General features: G+C 36.9%; 25 protein-coding genes and 1 pseudogene. 14 read left to right on the forward strand and 12 right to left on the reverse strand.

The window, feature by feature from the left end; translation table 11 throughout:
• Positions 1-271 precede the first annotated feature (271 nt).
• Positions 272-643 carry a hypothetical protein gene (locus EL244_RS10165; protein ID WP_126460692.1) on the forward strand — a complete coding sequence of 124 codons (372 nt, stop codon included), beginning with the start codon at positions 272-274 and terminating at the stop codon, positions 641-643.
• A gap of 50 nt (positions 644-693) precedes the next feature.
• Here EL244_RS10165 and EL244_RS10170 read toward each other — a convergent pair whose 3' ends face one another.
• Positions 694-1068, reverse strand: a complete 375-nt coding sequence (locus tag EL244_RS10170; protein WP_126460695.1) for a hypothetical protein — start codon at positions 1066-1068, stop codon at positions 694-696.
• Between the two features lie 308 nt (positions 1069-1376).
• Here EL244_RS10170 and EL244_RS10175 point away from each other — a divergent pair, with 308 nt between their 5' ends.
• Positions 1377-1718, forward strand: coding sequence for a hypothetical protein (locus tag EL244_RS10175; protein ID WP_126460698.1), 342 nt, complete (start codon positions 1377-1379; stop codon positions 1716-1718).
• 414 nt (positions 1719-2132) lie between these two features.
• On the forward strand, positions 2133-3284 hold the full coding sequence (locus EL244_RS10180) for a pyridoxal phosphate-dependent aminotransferase (RefSeq protein WP_126460701.1): 1152 nt from the start codon (positions 2133-2135) through the stop codon (positions 3282-3284).
• Positions 3285-3322: 38 nt separating this feature from the next.
• Here the strand turns inward: EL244_RS10180 and EL244_RS10185 are convergent, their stop codons facing one another.
• Positions 3323-3667: a DMT family protein gene (locus EL244_RS10185; RefSeq protein ID WP_006815375.1), complete on the reverse strand. Its 345-nt coding sequence runs from the start codon at positions 3665-3667 to the stop codon at positions 3323-3325.
• 186 nt (positions 3668-3853) lie between these two features.
• Here EL244_RS10185 and EL244_RS10190 point away from each other — a divergent pair, with 186 nt between their 5' ends.
• Positions 3854-4633 (forward strand): class I SAM-dependent methyltransferase, encoded by a 780-nt coding sequence (locus EL244_RS10190; protein WP_126460704.1) that lies wholly within the window; start codon positions 3854-3856, stop codon positions 4631-4633.
• 28 nt (positions 4634-4661) lie between these two features.
• On the opposite strand, the gene EL244_RS10195 is transcribed toward EL244_RS10190, so the two are convergent.
• A complete protein-coding gene (locus EL244_RS10195) occupies positions 4662-5006 on the reverse strand; it encodes a hypothetical protein (protein WP_230084816.1) in 345 nt (114 codons plus the stop codon).
• Between the two features lie 208 nt (positions 5007-5214).
• Positions 5215-5553 carry a GlpM family protein gene (locus EL244_RS10200; protein ID WP_126460710.1) on the reverse strand — a complete coding sequence of 113 codons (339 nt, stop codon included), beginning with the start codon at positions 5551-5553 and terminating at the stop codon, positions 5215-5217.
• A 221-nt stretch (positions 5554-5774) separates the two neighbouring features.
• On the opposite strand from EL244_RS10200, the gene EL244_RS10205 reads away from it, so the two are divergent.
• Positions 5775-6617: an MBL fold metallo-hydrolase gene (locus EL244_RS10205; RefSeq protein ID WP_126460713.1), complete on the forward strand. Its 843-nt coding sequence runs from the start codon at positions 5775-5777 to the stop codon at positions 6615-6617.
• A gap of 73 nt (positions 6618-6690) precedes the next feature.
• Here the strand turns inward: EL244_RS10205 and EL244_RS10210 are convergent, their stop codons facing one another.
• On the reverse strand, positions 6691-7080 hold the full coding sequence (locus EL244_RS10210) for a nuclear transport factor 2 family protein (RefSeq protein WP_126460715.1): 390 nt from the start codon (positions 7078-7080) through the stop codon (positions 6691-6693).
• Positions 7081-7273: 193 nt separating this feature from the next.
• On the opposite strand from EL244_RS10210, the gene EL244_RS10215 reads away from it, so the two are divergent.
• Complete coding sequence (locus EL244_RS10215; RefSeq protein ID WP_126460718.1) at positions 7274-7858, forward strand: cytochrome b/b6 domain-containing protein; 585 nt, start codon at positions 7274-7276, stop codon at positions 7856-7858.
• Between the two features lie 38 nt (positions 7859-7896).
• On the opposite strand, the gene EL244_RS18130 is transcribed toward EL244_RS10215, so the two are convergent.
• The 7 genes from EL244_RS18130 to icd form a co-directional block, all read right to left on the reverse strand.
• On the reverse strand, positions 7897-8211 hold the full coding sequence (locus EL244_RS18130; protein ID WP_269471754.1) for a hypothetical protein: 315 nt from the start codon (positions 8209-8211) through the stop codon (positions 7897-7899).
• Positions 8208-8654, reverse strand: coding sequence for a YnfC family lipoprotein (locus EL244_RS18135; RefSeq protein ID WP_269471755.1), 447 nt, complete (start codon positions 8652-8654; stop codon positions 8208-8210). The genes EL244_RS18130 and EL244_RS18135 overlap by 4 nt, the downstream gene beginning before the upstream one ends.
• Positions 8655-8881: 227 nt before the next feature.
• Positions 8882-9640: a YnfC family lipoprotein gene (locus tag EL244_RS10225; protein WP_126460721.1), complete on the reverse strand. Its 759-nt coding sequence runs from the start codon at positions 9638-9640 to the stop codon at positions 8882-8884.
• A gap of 314 nt (positions 9641-9954) precedes the next feature.
• Positions 9955-10131: a hypothetical protein gene (locus EL244_RS17910; RefSeq protein ID WP_006815384.1), complete on the reverse strand. Its 177-nt coding sequence runs from the start codon at positions 10129-10131 to the stop codon at positions 9955-9957.
• A 276-nt stretch (positions 10132-10407) separates the two neighbouring features.
• Positions 10408-11043 carry a DUF421 domain-containing protein gene (locus EL244_RS10230; RefSeq protein WP_126460724.1) on the reverse strand — a complete coding sequence of 212 codons (636 nt, stop codon included), beginning with the start codon at positions 11041-11043 and terminating at the stop codon, positions 10408-10410.
• Positions 11044-11051: 8 nt separating this feature from the next.
• Complete coding sequence (locus tag EL244_RS10235) at positions 11052-11498, reverse strand: DUF3290 domain-containing protein (RefSeq protein WP_006815386.1); 447 nt, start codon at positions 11496-11498, stop codon at positions 11052-11054.
• 265 nt (positions 11499-11763) lie between these two features.
• Positions 11764-13017, reverse strand: a complete 1254-nt coding sequence (gene icd, locus EL244_RS10240; protein ID WP_006815387.1) for an NADP-dependent isocitrate dehydrogenase — start codon at positions 13015-13017, stop codon at positions 11764-11766.
• A gap of 314 nt (positions 13018-13331) precedes the next feature.
• Here icd and rluE point away from each other — a divergent pair, with 314 nt between their 5' ends.
• The 8 genes and pseudogenes from rluE (at position 13332) to EL244_RS10280 (ending at position 21211) form a co-directional block, all read left to right on the forward strand.
• Positions 13332-14003 carry a 23S rRNA pseudouridine(2457) synthase RluE gene (rluE, locus tag EL244_RS10245; protein WP_154600476.1) on the forward strand — a complete coding sequence of 224 codons (672 nt, stop codon included), beginning with the start codon at positions 13332-13334 and terminating at the stop codon, positions 14001-14003.
• On the forward strand, positions 13996-14445 hold the full coding sequence (locus EL244_RS10250; RefSeq protein ID WP_126460727.1) for an NUDIX domain-containing protein: 450 nt from the start codon (positions 13996-13998) through the stop codon (positions 14443-14445). The genes rluE and EL244_RS10250 overlap by 8 nt, the downstream gene beginning before the upstream one ends.
• Positions 14446-14528: 83 nt before the next feature.
• Positions 14529-15650 carry a tRNA 2-thiouridine(34) synthase MnmA gene (gene mnmA / locus EL244_RS10255; RefSeq protein WP_006815390.1) on the forward strand — a complete coding sequence of 374 codons (1122 nt, stop codon included), beginning with the start codon at positions 14529-14531 and terminating at the stop codon, positions 15648-15650.
• 2 nt (positions 15651-15652) lie between these two features.
• Positions 15653-16279: a high frequency lysogenization protein HflD gene (gene hflD / locus EL244_RS10260; RefSeq protein ID WP_006815391.1), complete on the forward strand. Its 627-nt coding sequence runs from the start codon at positions 15653-15655 to the stop codon at positions 16277-16279.
• Between the two features lie 17 nt (positions 16280-16296).
• The gene (gene purB, locus EL244_RS10265; RefSeq protein WP_126436926.1) at positions 16297-17667 is read left to right on the forward strand and encodes an adenylosuccinate lyase; all 1371 of its coding nucleotides are present in this window, start codon (positions 16297-16299) and stop codon (positions 17665-17667) included.
• Between the two features lie 197 nt (positions 17668-17864).
• Positions 17865-18539: a two-component system response regulator PhoP gene (phoP, locus tag EL244_RS10270; RefSeq protein ID WP_006815393.1), complete on the forward strand. Its 675-nt coding sequence runs from the start codon at positions 17865-17867 to the stop codon at positions 18537-18539.
• 1 nt (position 18540) lies between these two features.
• Positions 18541-19997: pseudogene (gene phoQ, locus EL244_RS10275) on the forward strand (two-component system sensor histidine kinase PhoQ).
• An 89-nt stretch (positions 19998-20086) separates the two neighbouring features.
• Positions 20087-21211: a ribosomal protein uL16 3-hydroxylase gene (locus tag EL244_RS10280; protein WP_126460730.1), complete on the forward strand. Its 1125-nt coding sequence runs from the start codon at positions 20087-20089 to the stop codon at positions 21209-21211.
• Positions 21212-21213 lie beyond the last annotated feature (2 nt).

Raw genomic sequence — 21213 nt, forward strand, 5'->3', positions numbered from 1 at the left:
TTATTTTCCATTCACCTTAAACTCTGATCAAAATCATCTTTGCTTTGAATACCAAATCCGACCCAAATAAAGTCCTTTATTTATTCTCGTTATATGATAATGTATATAACGAATTTTCATTTACATTGCTTTTGCTAATTTATAGCAGCCAGTATTTATACTGGCTCTTTTTTATGAATTGATGCTAAAAAACCCTCTGAGATTATGATTTACGTCCCAGTCTGCTATAGTCTCTACAGACCCACATTCATTACAAATCAGAGGTATGCCTATGAAACGTTTATTATTAGCACTATTTTTAAGCCCTGTTATTGCCTTCGCAGCCAACGAGCCTTTAAATATTAGTGAACTAGCTAAAGACTATTGTGATGCAACAGGGCAAGCACTGCATAACGCATACAGCACTAATAAAAGCAGTAGCGAGCTGACTAGCAATACCATCACAAAACTCAAAAGTGAAAATGTGGATTTAAAACTATTGCAAACCACTGAAGCAGAATTACGTCAGAATTTAATGGCAGCCATTGATGGGGTACGAAAAAACAAATCTAAATTTGCATCTGATGCAGAATTTAATAAATCACTGAATGATTCAATAGCTGCGTGTAAAATCCAAACTGAGCTATTACTGAATAAATCATAATAACTTATAAATAGAATGTGCCCTGACCGACTGTGGGCACATCAACAAAGTTATCCTTTCGACTTTTCACAAATGGTGGTAATTGCGGTGCGTAACTCTGGCGTTTCGCTAACAATTAACTGATTATGCTCTGAAAAACCACCTTCCTGAACATTGATACTAGCAACAAATGGCTGCTTTTCATCTTGTTGTTTAACTTGATAAAAACCACAAACTCGATAGCTTTCTCCATCTTTAAATTCGCTTCTCAATACGATATTTACATCAGTAAAGATAATGGAGCTTCCTGTACCTAACTTGCTCTCAACAAGTTTTTCGGCACTTTTTTTAATATCCGAATCCCCAATACTTGTATAAAACTGGTAACCAAATGCACCAACTGCCAGTAATATAATAATCAATAGCTTACTTTTTATTCGTTTCAAACCGCGATCCTTTTCAGGTTATAAAATCTAACAGATATAGCTATATTAACATTTTTGCTATTGTCTTTATAAGCTTTACCTAATTAGTGCAGCACAAAAAGTACGATCCATATCCCATAGATAGAACATAATAAAAATTCATTTTTTATTTATTTATAAATAACCAGTTTAATTAACAAGAAATTAGCATTATGAAGAAATAATGAATGACTGTGAGTACAATAAGAATAATCTCTATAATTAAGTAAATTGAATTGCTTAAATATATTTAAATGGCAAATTAAATATAAAGACAAAGGAGATAAAATATGAAACTTTCAAAATCTATTATTATTGCTAGTAGTTTATTAACCATTAGCTTTTCAACTTTTGCATATCATGGTAATGGTACTGGACATGGTTCTTGGCCTAATCATAACAACCATACTCAAGCTCAATATGAACGCCCATGCAGTAACTATGCTGATGGACGACACGCTGGTCGCCATCAAGCTGCTATGCAATACTCTACAACGATTCAAACAACTCAACCCGAAGAAACACTGAAAAAAATCAGCTCTGATCTACCAAAAGGTGAAAATGGTAAACAATACAGAGTACATGTTGCAGTTATAGATGCGGAGACTAATGCTCCAATTCAAAATCAATAAATATTATCTAAAGTGAGAAGAGATAATCTTCTCACTTTAAATTATCCTTTCAAAAAGATTATCTTTTTAAAATAAATTTATTCTTAATAGCATCTTTAGTAAATGTTGATTTTCAATGTGGCGTTAACATACTTTCACTTATATTTGATAATTAATCGGTTATCCCCCTCTTAATCCACTTAGTTATTTGTATTTCTCTGAAATAGCCCATTTATCACCTCATCGGTAACTTTCTGAGAAATATTGTTGAAGAGATGAATATTTAACCAGTTAACACAACATGAAGACCACACATTTTCAGAGATAAAAAACAACAAGAGCGAATAAAAAATCACTTTATTAACATATTTATTTACATTGCAATTATTTTAAGTAATCTAGTAACACAACGTAAATATATTGCAGGAACACTTCATGGATCGTCGTTCATTCTTAAAAACAAGCTCACTTATCGCTGGTGGTTTAGCAATAAACTCCGTTTTAAATCAGGCAAATGCAAAGACAATCTCTGTTATCAAACCAAGTGCAGAGCATCCTTTACTGCTTAATTTCAACGAAAACTCTCTCGGTATGTCACCAAAAGCTCAAACAGCGGTCGTGGAATCTCTGCCAGGCTCTTTTCGTTACCCTGATGCTGCCAGATCAGAGTTGATTGAAAATTTAGGTGCTATGCATAACTTATCGGACAAGCATATTTCCATAGGTAATGGTTCGTCGGAAACCATTCAAGCAGCGGTAGCCATGCTGGCAAATAAGGCGAGAAAACAAAATTTAAAAATTCAATTAGTTACTCCAGATCCAACGTTTAATTATGCAGAACTCTACTCTCTGCCTTTAGAGATTGAAATCAAAAAAGTTCCACTGAGTGCTGACCTCTCTTTTAACTTAGAAAAAATGGAAGAGATCGCAAATAATTTTGATGGACTCTCTATTATTTATATCTGCAATCCTAACAATCCAACCGCAATGATCACACCACATAGCCCATTAGATCGTTGGATGAAAAAAGTTACCGATAAGCAATTTTTTATTGTAGATGAGGCATATGCCGAATTCGTTGAAGATCCACAGTTTATTAGCGCTATAGAATTAGTAAAAAAAGGTCAAAATAATCTTATTGTGACCCGAACTTTTTCTAAAATATATGCCTTAGCAGGCTTACGTGTGGGTTATGGTATTGCAACTCCAGATATTATCGCTGCAGTTGATGAATTTAATTCAATTGATAATACCAATACAGCTGGAGCCGCAGCAGCTATCGCATCATTAAAAGATAAGCAATTTATTGCGTATAGCTTGAAATCAAATAACCTTTCTCGCAAGATTGTCGAACAGGCATTAAATGACCTTGGATTAGAATATGCGCCATCTCAAGCTAATTTTATTTTCCACAAAGTTAAAGGTGATGTGAAAACATATAAACAACGAATGCAAGAAGCTAACATCATGGTAGGAAGAGAATTCCCACCTGTTGTAGGCTGGAATCGCCTCACTCTAGGAACTCCTGAAGAAATGGAACAGTTTGTTCTTGTATTAAAAGAGTTTCGTCAAAAAGGCTGGGTATAAATTGAAAACTCCTTCTACTAGATAGAAGGAGTTTTTCTTCAAAATGGCCCTTTAAAAATAAAGAAAGCACCTGCAAATATCAGTATAAAACCAATAATATGATTGATAGTGATGCTTTCTCCCAGATACAAAACGGAGAAACCTACAAAAACACATAAGGTGATAACCTCTTGCATCGTTTTTAACTCAGCAGCACTATAATATTGATGCCCTAAGCGATTTGCTGGCACGGCAAAACAATATTCAACAAATGCGATAAGCCAGCTAATAAAAATAACAATATAAAGGGGTTTGTTCGTAAACTTCAAATGGCCATACCAAGCAAACATCATGAAAACATTAGAAATAACCAATAAAATAATAGGATAAAATTTAGCTAACATATTAATCAGCTCTAAAAGCTAAAGGTTGCTGACATTATGCAAATAAGCAGCCTTTATTTCAATCATGTCATATTCTTTAAATTTACTTCAATTCATCAAAAATTAGTATTATGTAGTACAATTTAATTTACATTTATTCTATTTCAATTAGAATCCCCTCAATTAATGTATTAAAAGGTACACTTGATGACTAACATTATATCTGCAAACCAAAAAGCATGGGATAAACAAGCTGAATTACAGCAAGCGTGGTCAACTCCTGTTGACTCAGCGACAATTGATGAAGCAAAGAAAGGAAATTGGCAAATCCATTTAACCCCAACAGCACTTAATAAACAGTGGTTGGGTGATATTCAAAATAAACATATCTTATGTTTAGCATCTGCTGGAGGCCAACAAGCACCCATACTTGCCGCTGCAGGAGGAATAGTGACAGTGTTTGACCTTTCAGAAAAACAATTAGAGCAAGACAGATTAGTCGCACTACGTGATGATTTATCCTTAAACATAGTTCAAGGGGATATGCGTTCCTTGCAAATATTCCCAGATAATAGCTTCGACATCATTTTTCATCCTATATCCAATTTATATATCCCAGATGTCAATCCAGTATGGCAAGAGTGCTATCGAGTATTAAAACCTCAAGGTAGGTTATTATCTAGCTTCTTTAATCCTATCGTCTTTGTCGATGACAGAGAAAAATTAACCGATGAGCACAATATTATAAGACCGCGTTATAGAATGCCATTTTCTGAATTAGAAAATTTATCACCAGAACAAATTGAGGTAAAACAAAAAAATCAGGAAGCTTTTGTTTTTGGCCATTCATTAACAGATTTAATTGGTGGGCAGATAAGAGTAGGATTTACCATTACAGGTTTTCAAGAGGATTGGCAACCTAACCCTCGATTTGTTATTGATAATTACTTGCCAACATTCCTAGCAACACTAGCAATAAAAAACTAAACTGGTGAATAACCTCCCACACTGATCCTTACAATTTACGACCCTCACAATAACGTTCCCAAATTGCAGTAAATTGCTCTGGTGGGATAATATCATCTATTTGTTCAATTAAAGGAATTGAAATTGAAGTATTACCTTCAACATTTTGATATACCCTAACAATAAACCGTCTATAGCTATTGGATAGTTCATCTTCAAAACCAAACACTTCCCCACAATAATAGCCAGTTTCATCTCCACGTGAGTTTTTCGTAAGCATATGATATTCAAAGTTTTTATAGGTCGCCGCTTCGGGATAATCTAAAAAATCTTTGACTACATTTTTTACTTTACTTTCAGTATTAACTTTTGCTGATGATGAAAGGTCAGTCATCAAACCCGCTATATATGCGCAGCCCGCAACTAACAATAATATCAATGATCTTAGCAACATGTTTCACAACGCGATTTATTAAGAAATATTTCGAATTATTATAATTGGTATGAAAATATTTGCGATGACATTATTCTTTAACGATGAACTTCCTTTCAGATCCGATATAAAAATTTGTTATATTGCCAAATTTAGCATTAAACCCTAATCATTCTAGCTGAGTCCAAATATAAACTAAACATATCGCAGTAATTACCCAAATCAGTGTCGCTACACTTAAACAAACCCATGGACTCCATCGAGTAGCAAACAAATAGACAGTGAGCAAATACATTGCATAGGGAATTAAAGACCATAAGCCAAACAGCGCTGTTTTTCGCAAGGCTTCACCTCCTTGTTCTTGCACCACAATCACATGCGCAATTAATGCAAAAGTTGGGAATAATGGAACTAAGCCTGCAATATAATAGACCTTACTACGAGAAAAAAGAGCAATGACCAAAACAGCTAATGCGCCAAATAAGCATTTGATTAGAAGTGAAAACATAATGGACTCAAGTGTCATTCTACGATTTGGTTGATTATCTCTTAAAATGTATGGCATTAACGTGTTGTTGGTATCATAACAGCAATAAAGCCTAAGCCTTACTTATCATATGATTAAATAAATCATTGTATTACGAATTATATGTTTATACCTGGTTGAATATCTTTTACAGTTAATCTGATATAACGTTATTAACTAAATTTGAAAAAAAAGAGCTAAAAATGACAATAAATATTTCTGTTCTCGTTGATAACAATACCCTAATAGATAGTTACTTTTGTGGTGAGCCTGGTGTTTGCTACTACATCGAGGCTGATGGAAAAAAAATATTATTTGATACTGGCTATTCTGATGTATTCATTGAGAATGCTAATATTCTTAATATCGATTTAGCCTATATTACCGATCTAGTCTTATCCCATGGTCACAATGACCATACTTGGGGAATCAACCATTTAATCCAATATCTAGACCGACGTAACCTCGAATCCCAACAAACTAAAAAGCTTATTTGTCATCCTAATGCGTTGTTACCTAAAAACTATAAAACTAAGGTCATTGGCGCGAATACACCCAGAAATGTTCTCACAGCCTATTTTGATTTAGTTGAAACACAAAATACTTACTATATTTCTGATAATGTTATTTTTCTTGGTCAAATCCCGAGAAATAATGCATTTGAAGGAAAAGATCCAATTGGTAAAACCGTAGACCAAGAAAATAATTGTGTTGATGACTATGTACTTGATGATACCGCTCTAGCAATTACAACATCGGAAGGCTTAATTGTGATTACAGGATGTTCACATTCAGGTATTTGTAATATTGTTGAGTATGCAAAGCAAGTGACCAAAGTGGATAAAATTATCACCGTTATAGGTGGTTTTCATCTACAGCACGCCTCTGATAATTTACTAAACCAAACTAGTCATTATTTTAAACAGCAAAATTTATCACAAATCCATCCATGCCATTGCACCGATTTAGCTGCAAAAATACATTTAGCTACATATATTCCGGTTAAAGAAGTGGGGTCTGGGATGCAATTAACCTATCCTGCATAATGATGATATCAATCCATATGTAGTTAATATTTTTAGATTTAGTACTAACTACATATTCTATTTCTTAAAATTTTTATACCCGTGATCCTAAATCACTATCATGTTTTGAACCTGATAACATTCTCGTTAACTCTTCACAACGGATAATTTTTTCATTGTCCAATTGAAAGCTAGCAAATACCTCAAATTCACTGACTGAGCCATCATTTTTAATTGCACGCGCTATATGCTGTGTATGCACACAATTATCACCTTCAGCTATCGATTTGATTGTGACCGTGATACTTTTAGTCGCTGCTTTTAATACTTTCAGGTGCTCATAAAACTCTTCAAAATCAATCTGTTTTCCATCAACAATTTGTATATAATCTGGGGAAAAATATTTTTTAACAATCGCCAAATTACCTATATCCTTCCCTAACACAGTGGTTAAAGCTTGTTTTACAAGCATCATCTTATTCATTGTATCCTCTTTTTTTATTTTCCCGCTTTGTTTACTTGTATATTCGGGCTTATTTAACGTTTTCAACCCCCCCAAGAAAAACAATAAAATTTATCTGCATAAGACATCGAATTCATATCATCTAAATAAACTTATTGAATCCTAAAAATAAAAGGTTTACAAAGAAGTAACCAGACTTTTATCAGGGATAATCATGAATTTATTAAAATCGATTTGGCAATTTTTTGGCATATATCAAAATAAGACGACCCGATTGCTACACTGCTTTATTTTTATACTTGTCATAACTCAAATTATTATCAGCAATTGGATGCAAGTAACAAAGGCAGGACTCATTCCAACAGACGGATACTCGTTCTATTTTACATGGATTCATATTGGGATAGGCTTTTGTCTGCTATTCCTAGCCGCCTTTCTAATACTCGTGTGTTTTTCTAATCGAGGGTTTCGTTATTTTTTCCCTTATTTATGGGGAGATTTTACTCAAATAAAAAATGATATTAGGTTATTATCTAAATTAAAATTACCAGAAAGTTCTCCAAGAGGTTTAGCCACAACGATACAAGGATTAGGTCTAGGAGCTTTAGCTATCGTCGTTTTATCTGGAGTAATCTGGTTTATTTTATGGCTACAAAATTCAGCATTAGCGCCAGAAGCTCGTAACATACATAAAACGCTCACAGGACTCATTGAAGCCTATATCATTGGTCATGGCTTGATGGGTTTACTGCATTTTATTCTATGGAAAAACAACAGCTCCAAATCTGAAAGTCATTAATAATAATGTATAAATAGTCCCACCAAGGGGCTATTTTATCAATAAAAGATTACCTCTGTTGTGCTTCTTTTGTTTAATTTTATGGTTTTACCATTTGGTGTTAATGTAAGTACAAAATTACATTTATAGGATACTCCTCGCTTATCATATTCACATTTAGTATCTGCAATAAGTGCGGATTGATTCATCACTTTAACTTCGAGAAGTACATCATAAGGTTTAGCGGGATCTTTATCATACTCAACCACTGTCTCTGAAAATACTTTATTTTCACTGTAATAAGTGATTGCATACAGCCGATTATCTTTATCATAATGATATTCATTTAACTTAATATTTGGACTTTTAATCATAGAGCCTTTGATAAAACCATCATCATTATATTCATACAATAACTTACCATTCGAATCTTTTTAGATAAAACTAGGCAATCCTTGCCTATTTCCATTTCAACTGGTCCATTAATATCTTCTCCGATAAGTTTATCTTTAACTCTTTTTACAAATAACTCATTATGAATACTATTGATATATTCATCTTTTACTTGACTCAAAGAAAATTCATCAATGCACCCATCACGCCCGATTTTTAAATTGGAAATATAATTTATTGAGTTATCCTCATTATAAATCGTTGATTTTACTTCTTTTACATTACCTTTGACGGGATTGAAATCATACATTTGTGCCATGTTAAATACGACAGGGTTATATTTTTGTTCTGACATTGCTGTAGCTTTAAATGGTATCAATATTGCCACAGTACAGGCAACTACCGGTAATATTTCGATTTTCATATATATGAAAGCCCCTAGATTTATTTTTATGCTATCTCTATATTGAGATAGGCAATTTACTTCAAATATTCGCTGGCATTTTAATCATATTTCATGGAAAATTACTTTTTATAACATCATTTATTTAAATTTAATTATTCACCATCACCCCGAAAATAAAAATAATTCACATTCACATTCACATCATGTAATTTAGTTATTATCCTGATGTTAAATGGAATATTTCCTCAATAAAAAGCAGCTTCCGTTATACTGCTTTTTAACAAATTGATATTTTTACCATTTGTATTTATTGTCAATACAAAATCACATTTGTGAGCAATATTCCTCTCATCATACTCACATGTAGAAATAACAAATAGAATTGGTTGCCCTAGCGCTTTAATTTCCATGGTAAGATCAAATGGTTTATTAATATCTTTTCCATATGTGATTATGCTTTCAGAAAATACGATATTATCTTTATAGTAAATTATCGAATCCGGAAGTTTAAATTTATTGTAATGATTTTCACTATATTGTGTTCTAGGATTTGCGATCTGTGAACCAATGATAATCCCATCGTCATTGTATTGATAAATTAACTCACCATTCGTGTCCACTCTTGAGAGTATCAAACAATTTTTGCCGACAATCATTTCAACAGGACCATTGGCATCATTACCCACTAATTTATTGTTAATTTTTTTAAGTGAAAGGTGGTTATGGACACTATTCAGGTATTCATCTTTTTTTTGGTCATAAGTAAAACTATCTACACAGCCATCTCGTCCAATTTTTAGAAATGATTGATAATTAATAGACTTATCTTCATTATAGACTACTGTTTTTAGCTCCTTGATATTTCCTCTAACCGGATTAAAATCATAGAGTTGAGCCATGTTAAATACTACAGGGTTATACTCTTTTTCTTGAAATGCTATTGCTCGAAAAGAGATAAAAAAGGTCATTAACTGTATAGCTAGTAATAAATATGTGTTATTCATTTTATACCTCTAAGACCACCAGAGCGCTGTGCTAAAAATGTATAATTATTTAATTTATACCACTATTTTTTATAAAATAGTTTCGGTCATTTTAACACCTTTGCAATGAACTTCCATAGAGCGACTCTTTTTATCACACATAACACTAAAAATAAGTATAAATGCCTACACATCGAATTTTATTTAAGTATTTATTAGTACATCTTTTTATAATCAGTCCAATAGTGATTGATTTGTTTAGATACAAAAAAATAAAAAACCATCCATTTTTAGTGGATGGCTTGCACACAAGATTAGTTAAAGGTCGACCAGTGTTATTTAATGTCCATTTTTTTACTTATTGAATCATATAGCCTTTCAAAAACTGTCGAAAGATCCAATTTATATTCTGCGGATGTATATACCCCAGGAACGGACGCAATATGCTGTTTCATAATTTCTCCTGAAATTTCTGCCGCTTTAGCTTTTGCTTCTATCACTGTCATTGCCATGCTATCCCCTTATAGGTTCATTATTTTATCTTAATAAATATAGAGGAATATTCGATATACTGGTTGGGCTGAAGAGGTACAAAAAAAATCAGACATGTATCGCATAATATTGATAAGAGAGCTTATAGCGCTTATTCTCGCTTGGTGCAGAATAAAAACAAATTCATTGACTAAATTTAAAACGGAAAATTCTATAATCAATTTTTTTGGATCTCATAATCTTTCCCATTTGAGATAAAACTAACCGCCTCAATTACGATAACTTAACTTTAGATACTATCTAGCATATCCATATAAATTAATCTTACCCGATAAATATTCACCTAGGTAAATTTCACTGATTTTATTAAATCCTTGTTCCGCGACTTTTGCTTCCAACCACTCTCTATCTTTATTAATAATTTCAAGCAAGTCATCATTAGCTAATCCATCCACAATGATGGGATAACGAATATTTTCATCACCATTTTGAATAATCGTCAACTGTCCATTTTGTTCAAGGACTACGCGTTTTAACTGCTCAATTTCATAGATACCATTAGCTCTGAGTTTGAACATTAAGTCATTTGCAGAAACACCATTTCTTAAACATTCTTTAACATCAACACTGCCATTATGTACTAAGGTAATAGGCTTTCCATCTATGATTTGTTTAATTAATCGATTGTTTTCTTTTGAGAATTTAAGAACAAATACAAGTAAAGTCCAGATAATCAACACCAGGACAAATTGCAGCACCGTAATTGATTCATTATAAATTACACCGCCAATGATCCCACCTAAAACGTAGTTTTGAACCTGATCCATTGCAGAGGATGGGGCAAGATTCCCTTTTCCCATAAGATTTATCTGCACAATTAAACACAATATTCCCAGACCCAATTTTATAACTATAGGCATATATATAATCATTTACTTCCTCACTTTTTTATAATAATGGTGTCTGGGTTTGTTAATTTAGCTTCTACTAAGCTATATGTATTTTGATCCGGACTCAAACTCACACGATAATAAATATTATTGACTTTAATAATCACACCATCCGAGAGTTGTATTGAGCTTGAAAAAATAGAGTTTACATCTACATCTTTTTCTTTTGATAATAGTTTTACAAAATTAACCATTCGGGATGATTGTGAGTGTATATTTTGACTATTTGTATAATCTGAATACTGAACGCCGGAAATGAACAGCAGAAATAAAAAGGCCATAATAGTTAAATCCCGATATTTTGTCTGTAATCGGTGACGCATATATAGGCTAAAAACAACGATTAAAACAAATAATGTACTGAATATAATAATATATTTAAGATAGTCATTTAAATTAGACTGCTCTTGTAGATAATTTATCCCATAAAATATCATATAGACACCATTCCTGGTTATTTAAGATTTTCTGTTTCTTTAGTTATAATAAATCTATTATCCAACATTGTTCTAGGCTTATTGTTGCTTTTTTAATTACTGTCGCGATATAGGAATAATTTTGATAAATTATTGCGATCTAGATAGCCTATTTTTTGAACCGTTTTGGGGAAGAGTTTTGGGGGAGTTTTGGGGAAGAATTTAATTGAACAAAAAATGAACGGGAACTATTAAGCTCCCGTTATTAATTACACCAAGTAATAAATTACATGTGTTTAATGATCGCGTCGCCGAATTCGCTACATTTCAGTAATTTAGCGCCTTCTAACTGACGTTCGAAATCGTAAGTTACAGTCTTAGCCGCGATTGCGCCTTCCATACCTTTAACGATTAAGTCTGCCGCTTCAACCCAACCCATGTGGCGCAGCATCATTTCTGCGGATAGAATGATTGAACCTGGGTTTACTTTATCTTGGCCTGCATACTTAGGCGCAGTACCATGAGTTGCTTCAAATAAAGCACACTCGGAACCAATGTTTGCACCCGGAGCAATACCGATACCGCCAACTTGTGCCGCTAATGCATCAGAAATATAATCACCGTTCAGGTTCATACATGCGATAACATCATATTCAGCTGGACGCAGCAGGATCTGTTGTAAGAAGGCATCTGCGATGACGTCTTTTACAATAATATCTTTGCCAGTTTTAGGGTTTTTAATCTTAACCCATGGACCGCCATCAATTAACTCACCGCCAAATTCTTCTTGTGCTAATTGGTAACCCCAATCTTTAAATGCACCTTCAGTGAATTTCATAATGTTGCCTTTATGAACTAAGGTCACTGAATCACGATTATTATCGATTGCATACTCAATTGCTGCACGAACTAAACGCTTAGTTCCTTCTTCAGAACACGGCTTAATACCAATTCCGCAATCTTGTGGGAAACGGATCTTAGTTACGCCCATTTCGTCTTGCAGAAATTTGATGACTTTATCTGCTTCTTTACTACCTGCTTTCCACTCAATACCAGCATAAATATCTTCAGAGTTTTCACGGAAAATAATCATGTCCGTTAACTCAGGCTGTTTTACTGGGCTTGGTGTGCCTTTGTAGTAACGAACAGGACGTAGGCAGATATAGAGGTCGAGTTGCTGACGAAGTGCAACGTTCAGAGAGCGAATGCCGCCACCTACAGGGGTAGTCAGAGGACCTTTAATTGAAACGCGATAGTCACGGATTAAATCGAGGGTTTCTTGCGGTAACCAAACATCTTTGCCGTACAATTGAGTAGATTTTTCACCGGTGTAAATTTCCATCCACGAAATTTTGCGCTCACCGTTGTAGGCTTTTTTGACTGCAGCATCAACAACTTTTAACATTGCAGGAGTGACATCAACACCAATACCGTCACCTTCAATAAAAGGGATGATTGGGTTGTTCGGAACGTGTAATTTGCCTTTTGAATCAATGGTAATTTTAGCGCCTTCTGCCGGAACTACTACTTTGCTTTCCATTAACCTCTCCTTCACTTGCGTATTTTACTTGTTAATTTTTTGTAAGAGACATGTCAATACTACTTGAATCTACATCGATCGCCAAATAGAGTTTCACATTAACAAAATATTTGACATGAAAAATATATTGCGCTCACACTATTCGAATCAGTTAATTATTTATCCCATTATTTTAAAAGGGAAAATCCGTATAAAACGTTTATATGCTTTTAATGGTTTTAATTAATATCCCGCCCTATCAAGGATAAGAGTTAAAGGGTAACCAAAACTCCGCTACAATAACCAATAATTTATATTCAACCTATTTTATTATTATGTCCAAACCAACGAATCGAATATCACCATCTCCACGTCGAACTGAAAATGCGCCTAAAACCCGCTTAAAGAATAATCATCGACTAAATAAAAATACCACTATTACCGCCTCAAAGCCGTCAACACCTCGTAAGGTTATTATTTTTAATAAACCTTTTGATGTACTCCCTCAATTTACCGATGAACAAGGGCGAGAAACATTAAAAAATTATATTCCAATTAGCGATGTTTATGCGGCTGGACGTCTCGACCGCGATAGCGAGGGATTATTGGTATTAACCAATGACGGGAAACTGCAAGCACGATTAACCCAGCCTCAGAAGAAAACGGGGAAAATATACTATGCTCAAGTAGAGGGTATTCCCGATGAAATTGCATTAGCTAATTTTCGCCGAGGACTTGTGCTCAATGATGGTCCAACCCTCCCCGCAGAAATCGAATTAGTTGAAGAGCCAGATTGGTTATGGGAAAGAATTCCGCCTATTCGAGAGCGTAAAAACATTCCAACTAGTTGGCTAAAAATCACGCTTTTTGAAGGAAGAAATCGGCAAGTTCGCCGAATGACAGCTAATATTGGTTTTCCGACACTGAGATTGATCCGTTATTCCACGGGTGAATTTAGTTTGGATAACTTATCCCCTGGTGAATGGAAGGAGGTCACTGTTGTTTAAACCTAATGTTACTGTTGCCACTATAGTCCACGCTCAAGATAAGTTTTTAGTGGTTGAGGAGTGGGTCAATAATAAGCCAACATGGAATCAACCCGCTGGGCATTTGGAAGCCAATGAGTCTTTACTACAAGCCGCCGAGCGAGAACTCTTTGAAGAAACGGGTATCCAAGGCACACCACAAAAGCTCATTAAAGTTCATCAGTGGATTGCCCCCGATAGCACACAGTTTATTCGATTTTTGTTTTCCCTTGAACTAGATGCACCATGCGAAACAAGTCCCCATGACAGTGATATTAGCGCCTGCCACTGGGTTACCGCAGAAGATATTTTATCTAGCCTCTGTCTACGATCTCCATTAGTTGCACAGAGCATCCGCTGTTTTCAAGAGGGAATATCTTATCCTTTAGATATTTTGACCGCATTCGGTCATCATTACGGCTAACATAATTCGCCCTAACTCTGGTGCAACAAGGGTGCAACGTGCTAAAGTATGGGGCTTGATTTTTCCGTAGTGAGACTATTTTCATGTCAGATAACAGTACCAAATCAGATAACAGCCAAATTAAGGTCATCGTCGGTATGTCCGGTGGTGTTGATTCATCCGTTTCCGCCTATTTACTCCAGCAGCAAGGGTATCAGGTAGTTGGTCTGTTTATGAAGAACTGGGAAGAGGATGACGATGAAGAGTATTGCTCTGCGGCAACTGACCTTGCTGATGCCCAAGCTGTCTGTGACAAGCTGGGTATTGAGTTACGCACCATCAATTTCGCTGCGGAATATTGGGACAATGTCTTCGAACATTTTTTAGAAGAATACAAAGCGGGACGCACCCCAAACCCAGATATTTTGTGCAACAAAGAAATTAAATTTAAAGCTTTCTTAGAGTTTGCTGCGGAAGATCTCGGAGCAGACTATATCGCGACAGGCCACTATGTTCGCCGCCGTGACGTCAATGGTAAAAGCCAACTATTACGCGGCCTCGACAATAATAAAGACCAAAGTTACTTTCTCTATACCCTCAGCCATGAACAGATTGCCAAAAGCCTGTTCCCTGTGGGTGAACTAGAAAAGCCTGAGGTACGTCGTATTGCCGAAGAGATCGGCTTAGTGACTGCGAAGAAAAAAGATTCTACTGGTATCTGTTTCATTGGTGAGCGTAAATTCCGTGATTTCTTAGGCCGCTACCTCCCTGCTCAACCGGGTCCAATTGTCACTGTAGATGGCGAAACCATCGGCCAACATGAAGGATTGATGTACCATACGTTAGGTCAACGTAAAGGTCTGGGGATCGGTGGTACTAAAGAAGGTTCAGAAGAACCTTGGTACGTAGTAGACAAAGATGTTGAGAAAAATCAATTAATTGTCGCTCAAGGCCATGAACATCCTCGATTAATGTCTGTTGGCCTGATTGCTCAACAATTAGATTGGGTAGATAGACAAGTTCTCACTGAGCCATTACGCTGCGTAGTGAAAACCCGTTATCGTCAAGCGGATATACCTTGTACTATAACGCCATTAAGTGCCGATAAAATTCAAGTTACTTTTGATTACCCAGTTGCTGCTGTTACTCCAGGGCAATCTGCGGTATTTTATATTGATGAAGTCTGCCTCGGTGGCGGCGTTATTGAAGCCCGTATTCAGGAGTAAGTGTGGCGAAAAACTATTACGATATTACGCTAGCATTAGCGGGTATCTGTCAAGCTAGCCTAATGGTACAAAAACTTGCTCATGAAGGGACCTTTAATGAGCAAGATGGCAAAACCATGGTCGACAGTCTGACCAACATGAACCCATCCAGTACGCTGGATGTGTTCGGTAATGATGAAGCTAATTTGAAAACTGGCTTAAGTGCATTACTTGGTATGCTAACAGGTGGAAATAGCGGGATTTCGGCTGAAATGACCCGTTATATGCTCAGTATCATGGCGCTAGAACGTCGTTTAAGTAAAGATGACAACGCAATGAACCAACTAGGTCAGCGTATTGAGCAATTTGAACGCCAAGCGAGCTATTTTGATCCCATGTCTGAAGGTGTTTTCAATGCCCTTGCCGGTATCTATGTAGATGTAGTGAGCCCAGCAGGTCCCCGCATTCAAGTCACGGGCTCCCCTGATATTCTGAAAAATACCCTTGCTCAGGCAAAAGTTAGATCCATGCTGCTTGCTGGTATTCGTTGTGCCGTGCTATGGCAACAAGTTGGTGGCAGCCGTCTCCAACTAATGTTTTCTCGAAGCCGTCTGTCTAATCAGGCGAAACAAATTTTGTCTCACCTATAAATCTGGAGTTGCTACCAATGGAATTATCCTCACTGACCGCTGTATCCCCGATTGACGGCCGTTACGGTGATAAAGTCAGCGCTTTACGCACTATTTTTAGTGAGTTTGGTTTACTGAAATTTCGTGTCCAAGTTGAAGTTCGCTGGCTACAAAAACTGGCTGCAACTGCACAAATTAAAGAAGTTCCTTCATTTGACGCTGACGCAATCGCTTACTTAGACGAAATTGTCGCTAATTTTAGTGAACAAGATGCGATGCGTATCAAAGAAATTGAGCGTACGACTAACCACGACGTAAAAGCAGTTGAGTATTTCCTGAAAGAAAAAGTGGCTCATATTCCAGCACTTCATGCAGTATCTGAATTTATTCACTTTGCTTGTACTTCTGAAGATATCAATAACCTGTCTCACGCATTAATGCTGAAAACAGCTCGTGAAGAGGTTTTGCTGCCACAATGGCGCCAGATTATTGATAAAATTAAAGCCATGGCATACGAATACCGTTCACTGCCATTGCTGTCCCGTACCCACGGTCAGCCAGCAACACCGTCTACGGTTGGTAAAGAATTTGCTAACGTCGCTTACCGTTTAGAGCGTCAATTCCGTCAACTGGAACAAGTTGAAATTCTTGGTAAAATTAATGGTGCCGTTGGTAACTATAACGCTCACATTGTTGCTTATCCTGAAGTTAATTGGCACGAATTCAGTGAGACATTCGTATCTTCTCTAGGCATCAAATGGAACCCGTTCACGACACAAATCGAACCACACGATTATATTGCTGAGCTGTTTGATTGTGTTGCACGCTTCAATACTATCGTTCTTGATTTTGATCGAGATGTCTGGGGTTACGTTGCATTAAATCACTTCAAGCAAAAAACCATTGCCGGTGAAATTGGCTCTTCAACCATGCCTCATAAAGTTAACCCAATCGACTTTGAAAACTCAGAAGGTAATTTGGGTCTAGCAAACGCCGTATTAGGTCATTTAGCGAGTAAACTACCTGTGTCTCGTTGGCAGCGTGACCTAACTGACTCTACAGTTCTTCGTAACTTAGGTGTTGGTTTAGGTTATTCACTGATTGCTTATCAATCCACAATGAAAGGATTGAATAAATTAGAAGTTAACGAACAACATTTACTGGAAGAGCTAGACCAAAATTGGGAAGTATTAGCAGAGCCAATTCAAACAGTTATGCGCCGCTATGGCATTGAAAAACCGTATGAAAAACTGAAAGAGTTGACCCGTGGTAAACGCGTTACGGCGGAAGGAATGCAACAATTCATTGATAGCTTAGCGCTACCAGAAAATGAAAAAGTGCGTCTGAAAGCGATGACTCCAGCAAATTACATTGGTTATGCTGTAAATTTTATTGATGAAATTAAGTAATTAATATTCTTTGAATAGGTGGCCAGTAGGTCACCTATTTTTCTATCGAATGATTAAACAATCACTTTTCGAAAAAGACTATTTTTCAGATTTGTTTTACTTATATTTAGTTAAGATCTTGTTCCTTATCCCATCTCTTTCTACCATGTCAATTATACTATAATCATTTGCATGCTTTCTTTCTATGAGGTTCTCAGATGCGCATTCTTATCGTTGAAGATAATGCCCTACTTCGCCACCACTTAACGGTTCAATTAAAAGACCTAAGCCATCAAGTGGATTCCGCTGAAGATGCTAAAGAAGCTGACTATTTTCTCAATGAAAGTCATCCTGACATTGCCGTCGTTGACTTAGGTTTACCTGATGAAGATGGTTTATCTATGATCAAACGCTGGCGCAGCAACCATGTCACTATTCCAATCTTAGTCTTAACTGCGCGTGAAAGTTGGCAAGAAAAAGTTCAAGCATTAAACAGTGGTGCTGATGACTACGTGACCAAACCGTTCCAACTTGAAGAGTTAGTTGCTCGGATGCAGGCATTAATGCGTAGAAATAGCGGATTAGCATCCCAAGTTCTTGAATTAGAAAATTTTGTTATTGATTTATCCCGTAAAGAATTCACTGTCAATGGTGAATCAGTCAAACTCACCGCCTTTGAATACACCATTATTGAAACACTGCTACGCAACAACGGTAAAGTCGTCAGCAAGGATTCATTAATGCGCCAACTGTATCCAGATGCTGAACTCAGAGAAAGTCACACTATTGACGTATTAATGGGGCGCCTACGTAAAAAAATTCAGCAATTCCATGAACAAGAAGTGATCGTGACGGTTCGTGGACAAGGCTACCGTTTCGATGTGAATAACTAATATGCGATTGAGTAAATTTAGGTTTAAGCCTCTGTCTCTACAGGCACGTTTCATTTGTGCAACGTCAGCCGTGATCCTTGCCCTCACCTTATCCTATGGCATCGTCGCAGTGGTTGGTTATTTAGTGAGTTTTGACCGAACCACATACACCGTAATGCGTAGCCAGAGCAACCTAATTTACAGCCTTGTTCAATGGCAAGATGGTAAAATTGATATTCGTGTTCCACCGAATGTCACATTAAATAACCCCTCGTTGATCATCATTTATGATAAAAATGGTCAGGCATTATGGCGCCAACGAGAAGTCCCAGGCGTTGAACGGTTAATCCAACTCGATTGGTTAAAAAAGAATGGGTTATATGAAATTGATACGGATATCGATGAGACACGTCAATTACTGAATAATAATCCCGACTACAGTAATCGACTTAATGATATTGATAATGTCGATGAACCGTTAACTCACTCAGTATCGGTTAACCAATATCTAGCGACGGAAAATCTTCCCCAATTAACCATCGTCGTCGTTGATACGCTTCCTCAAGACTTACAAAATACCGGTGTTGTCTGGGATTGGTTTGGTTATGTGCTACTCGCAAACTTAATTCTGGTATTGCCACTATTATGGCTTGCTGCTTATTGGAGTGTTCGCCCAATTAAGTCGCTCATTTCGCAAATTAGTAGTCTTGAAAAAGGTGAGCGAGAAACCCTTGATGAAAACCCACCAGCAGAATTGCGCGGATTAGTTCGTAACCTCAATATTTTGCTCAGTAATGAACGCAAGCGCTACAGTAAATATCGTACGACCTTATCTGATCTCACCCACAGTTTAAAAACGCCATTGGCGGTATTACAATCCACACTAAGATTGCTACGCTCCGGTAAACAAATGACGGTCGAGCAAGCAGAACCCATTATGTTAGAACAAATTGGCAGAATTTCTCAGCAGGTTGGTTACTATTTACACCGCGCATCCAACCAAGGGGACGACAATCTCATGTTACGTGAGATTGCGTCTGTCCCCTCAATTTTAGATAGTCTTTCTAGCGCGTTACATAAAGTGTATTTACATAAGGGCGTGTCTATCACTGTGGATATTTCTCCTGAAACCACTTGGCTGGGACAGCCGAATGACTTTATGGAAGTAATGGGAAATATAATGGAGAATGCCTGTAATATTGCCTTGAGTTTGTCGAAGTCACCGCCATTTCTGGGCATGATAGCCTGACTATTATTGTGGATGATGATGGTCCCGGAGTGCCTGAAAGTAAGCGAAGTTTAATTTTCGTTCGTGGCCAACGAGCTGATACTCTCCGTCCAGGTCAAGGCTTAGGATTATCAATCGCAGTCGATATTATCGATCAGTATGACGGCGAAATTACAATTTCGGATAGTCCATTAGGGGGCGCACGTGTCGCCGTCACGTTTAGACAACAAGTGGTAATTGAAGATAGTTAATCTGTGAAGTGGCGCCCTATAAACCCTGTCTTACAATCCATTTCCGGTATACTATTTAGGAAGATTTGTAATAACTAGGGAACAATAAGATGGATTATAAACTGAATCTTGACTGGCAGAGTTTTCTGGACAGTCATTGGCAGAAACGACCTCTGCTTATCAAACAGGGTTTTACGCGTTTTATTGATCCTATCTCGCCTGATGAACTCGCGGGATTAGCGATGGAAGATGAAGTTGACAGCCGTTTAGTCAGCCATAAAGATGGGAATTGGCAGGTTACACACGGACCTTTCAAAAGCTATGACCACCTTGGTGACGAAAACTGGTCTATTTTAGTTCAAGCTGTTGACCACTGGCATCATCCAAGTGCACAGCTCATGAAACCTTTTAGAGTCCTTTCTGACTGGCGTATGGATGATTTAATGATCTCCTACTCTGTACCGGGAGGCGGTGTCGGTCCCCACTTAGACCAATACGACGTATTTATCATTCAGGGTGAAGGTCGCCGCCGTTGGCGAGTTGGGGAAAAAATCCCAATGAAGCAACACTGCCCTCATCCTGACTTACTACAAGTTCATCCGTTTGATGCCATTATCGATGAAGAGATGGAACCCGGCGATATCCTGTATATCCCACCTGGATTTCCTCACGAAGGCTATGCTATTGAGCCATCGTTGAACTTCTCTGTTGGCTTCCGAGCACCCAACACACGTGAATTGATCAGTAGCTTTGCTGACCATTTAATTTCTAATGATTTGGGCAGCTACCGTTATAGCGATCCTGATCTCTCTTTCCGCGATAATCCGGCAGAAATTCTGCAAGGTGAGCAAATCAAGCTGCGTGAAATGATGCAGTCATTGATCAATGATCCTGACCTGTTCCGTCAATGGTTAGGCGAGTTTATTTCACAATCCCGCCACGAGCTAGATTTGGCTCCACCAGAGCCTCCTTACGAGCAGGATGAGATTTATAACTTACTGAAAGAGCAACAAGAAACACTGTTCAAATTAAATGGTCTCAGAGCGTTACGTGTCGGTGATCAGTTCTTTGTGAATGGTGAGTCTTTGGATACTCAATGCTATGAAGCGGCGGACAGTTTATGTCGCTTTGACTCAGTCAATCACGAAAATCTAGGCGATGCCCTTGATGATGTAAACTTCATCGCACTGATTACCGCGCTGGTCAATAGTGGTTATTGGTATTTTGAAGATTAATC

This window comes from Providencia rustigianii (assembly GCF_900637755.1).
Classification (GTDB): Bacteria; Pseudomonadota; Gammaproteobacteria; order Enterobacterales; family Enterobacteriaceae; genus Providencia; species Providencia rustigianii.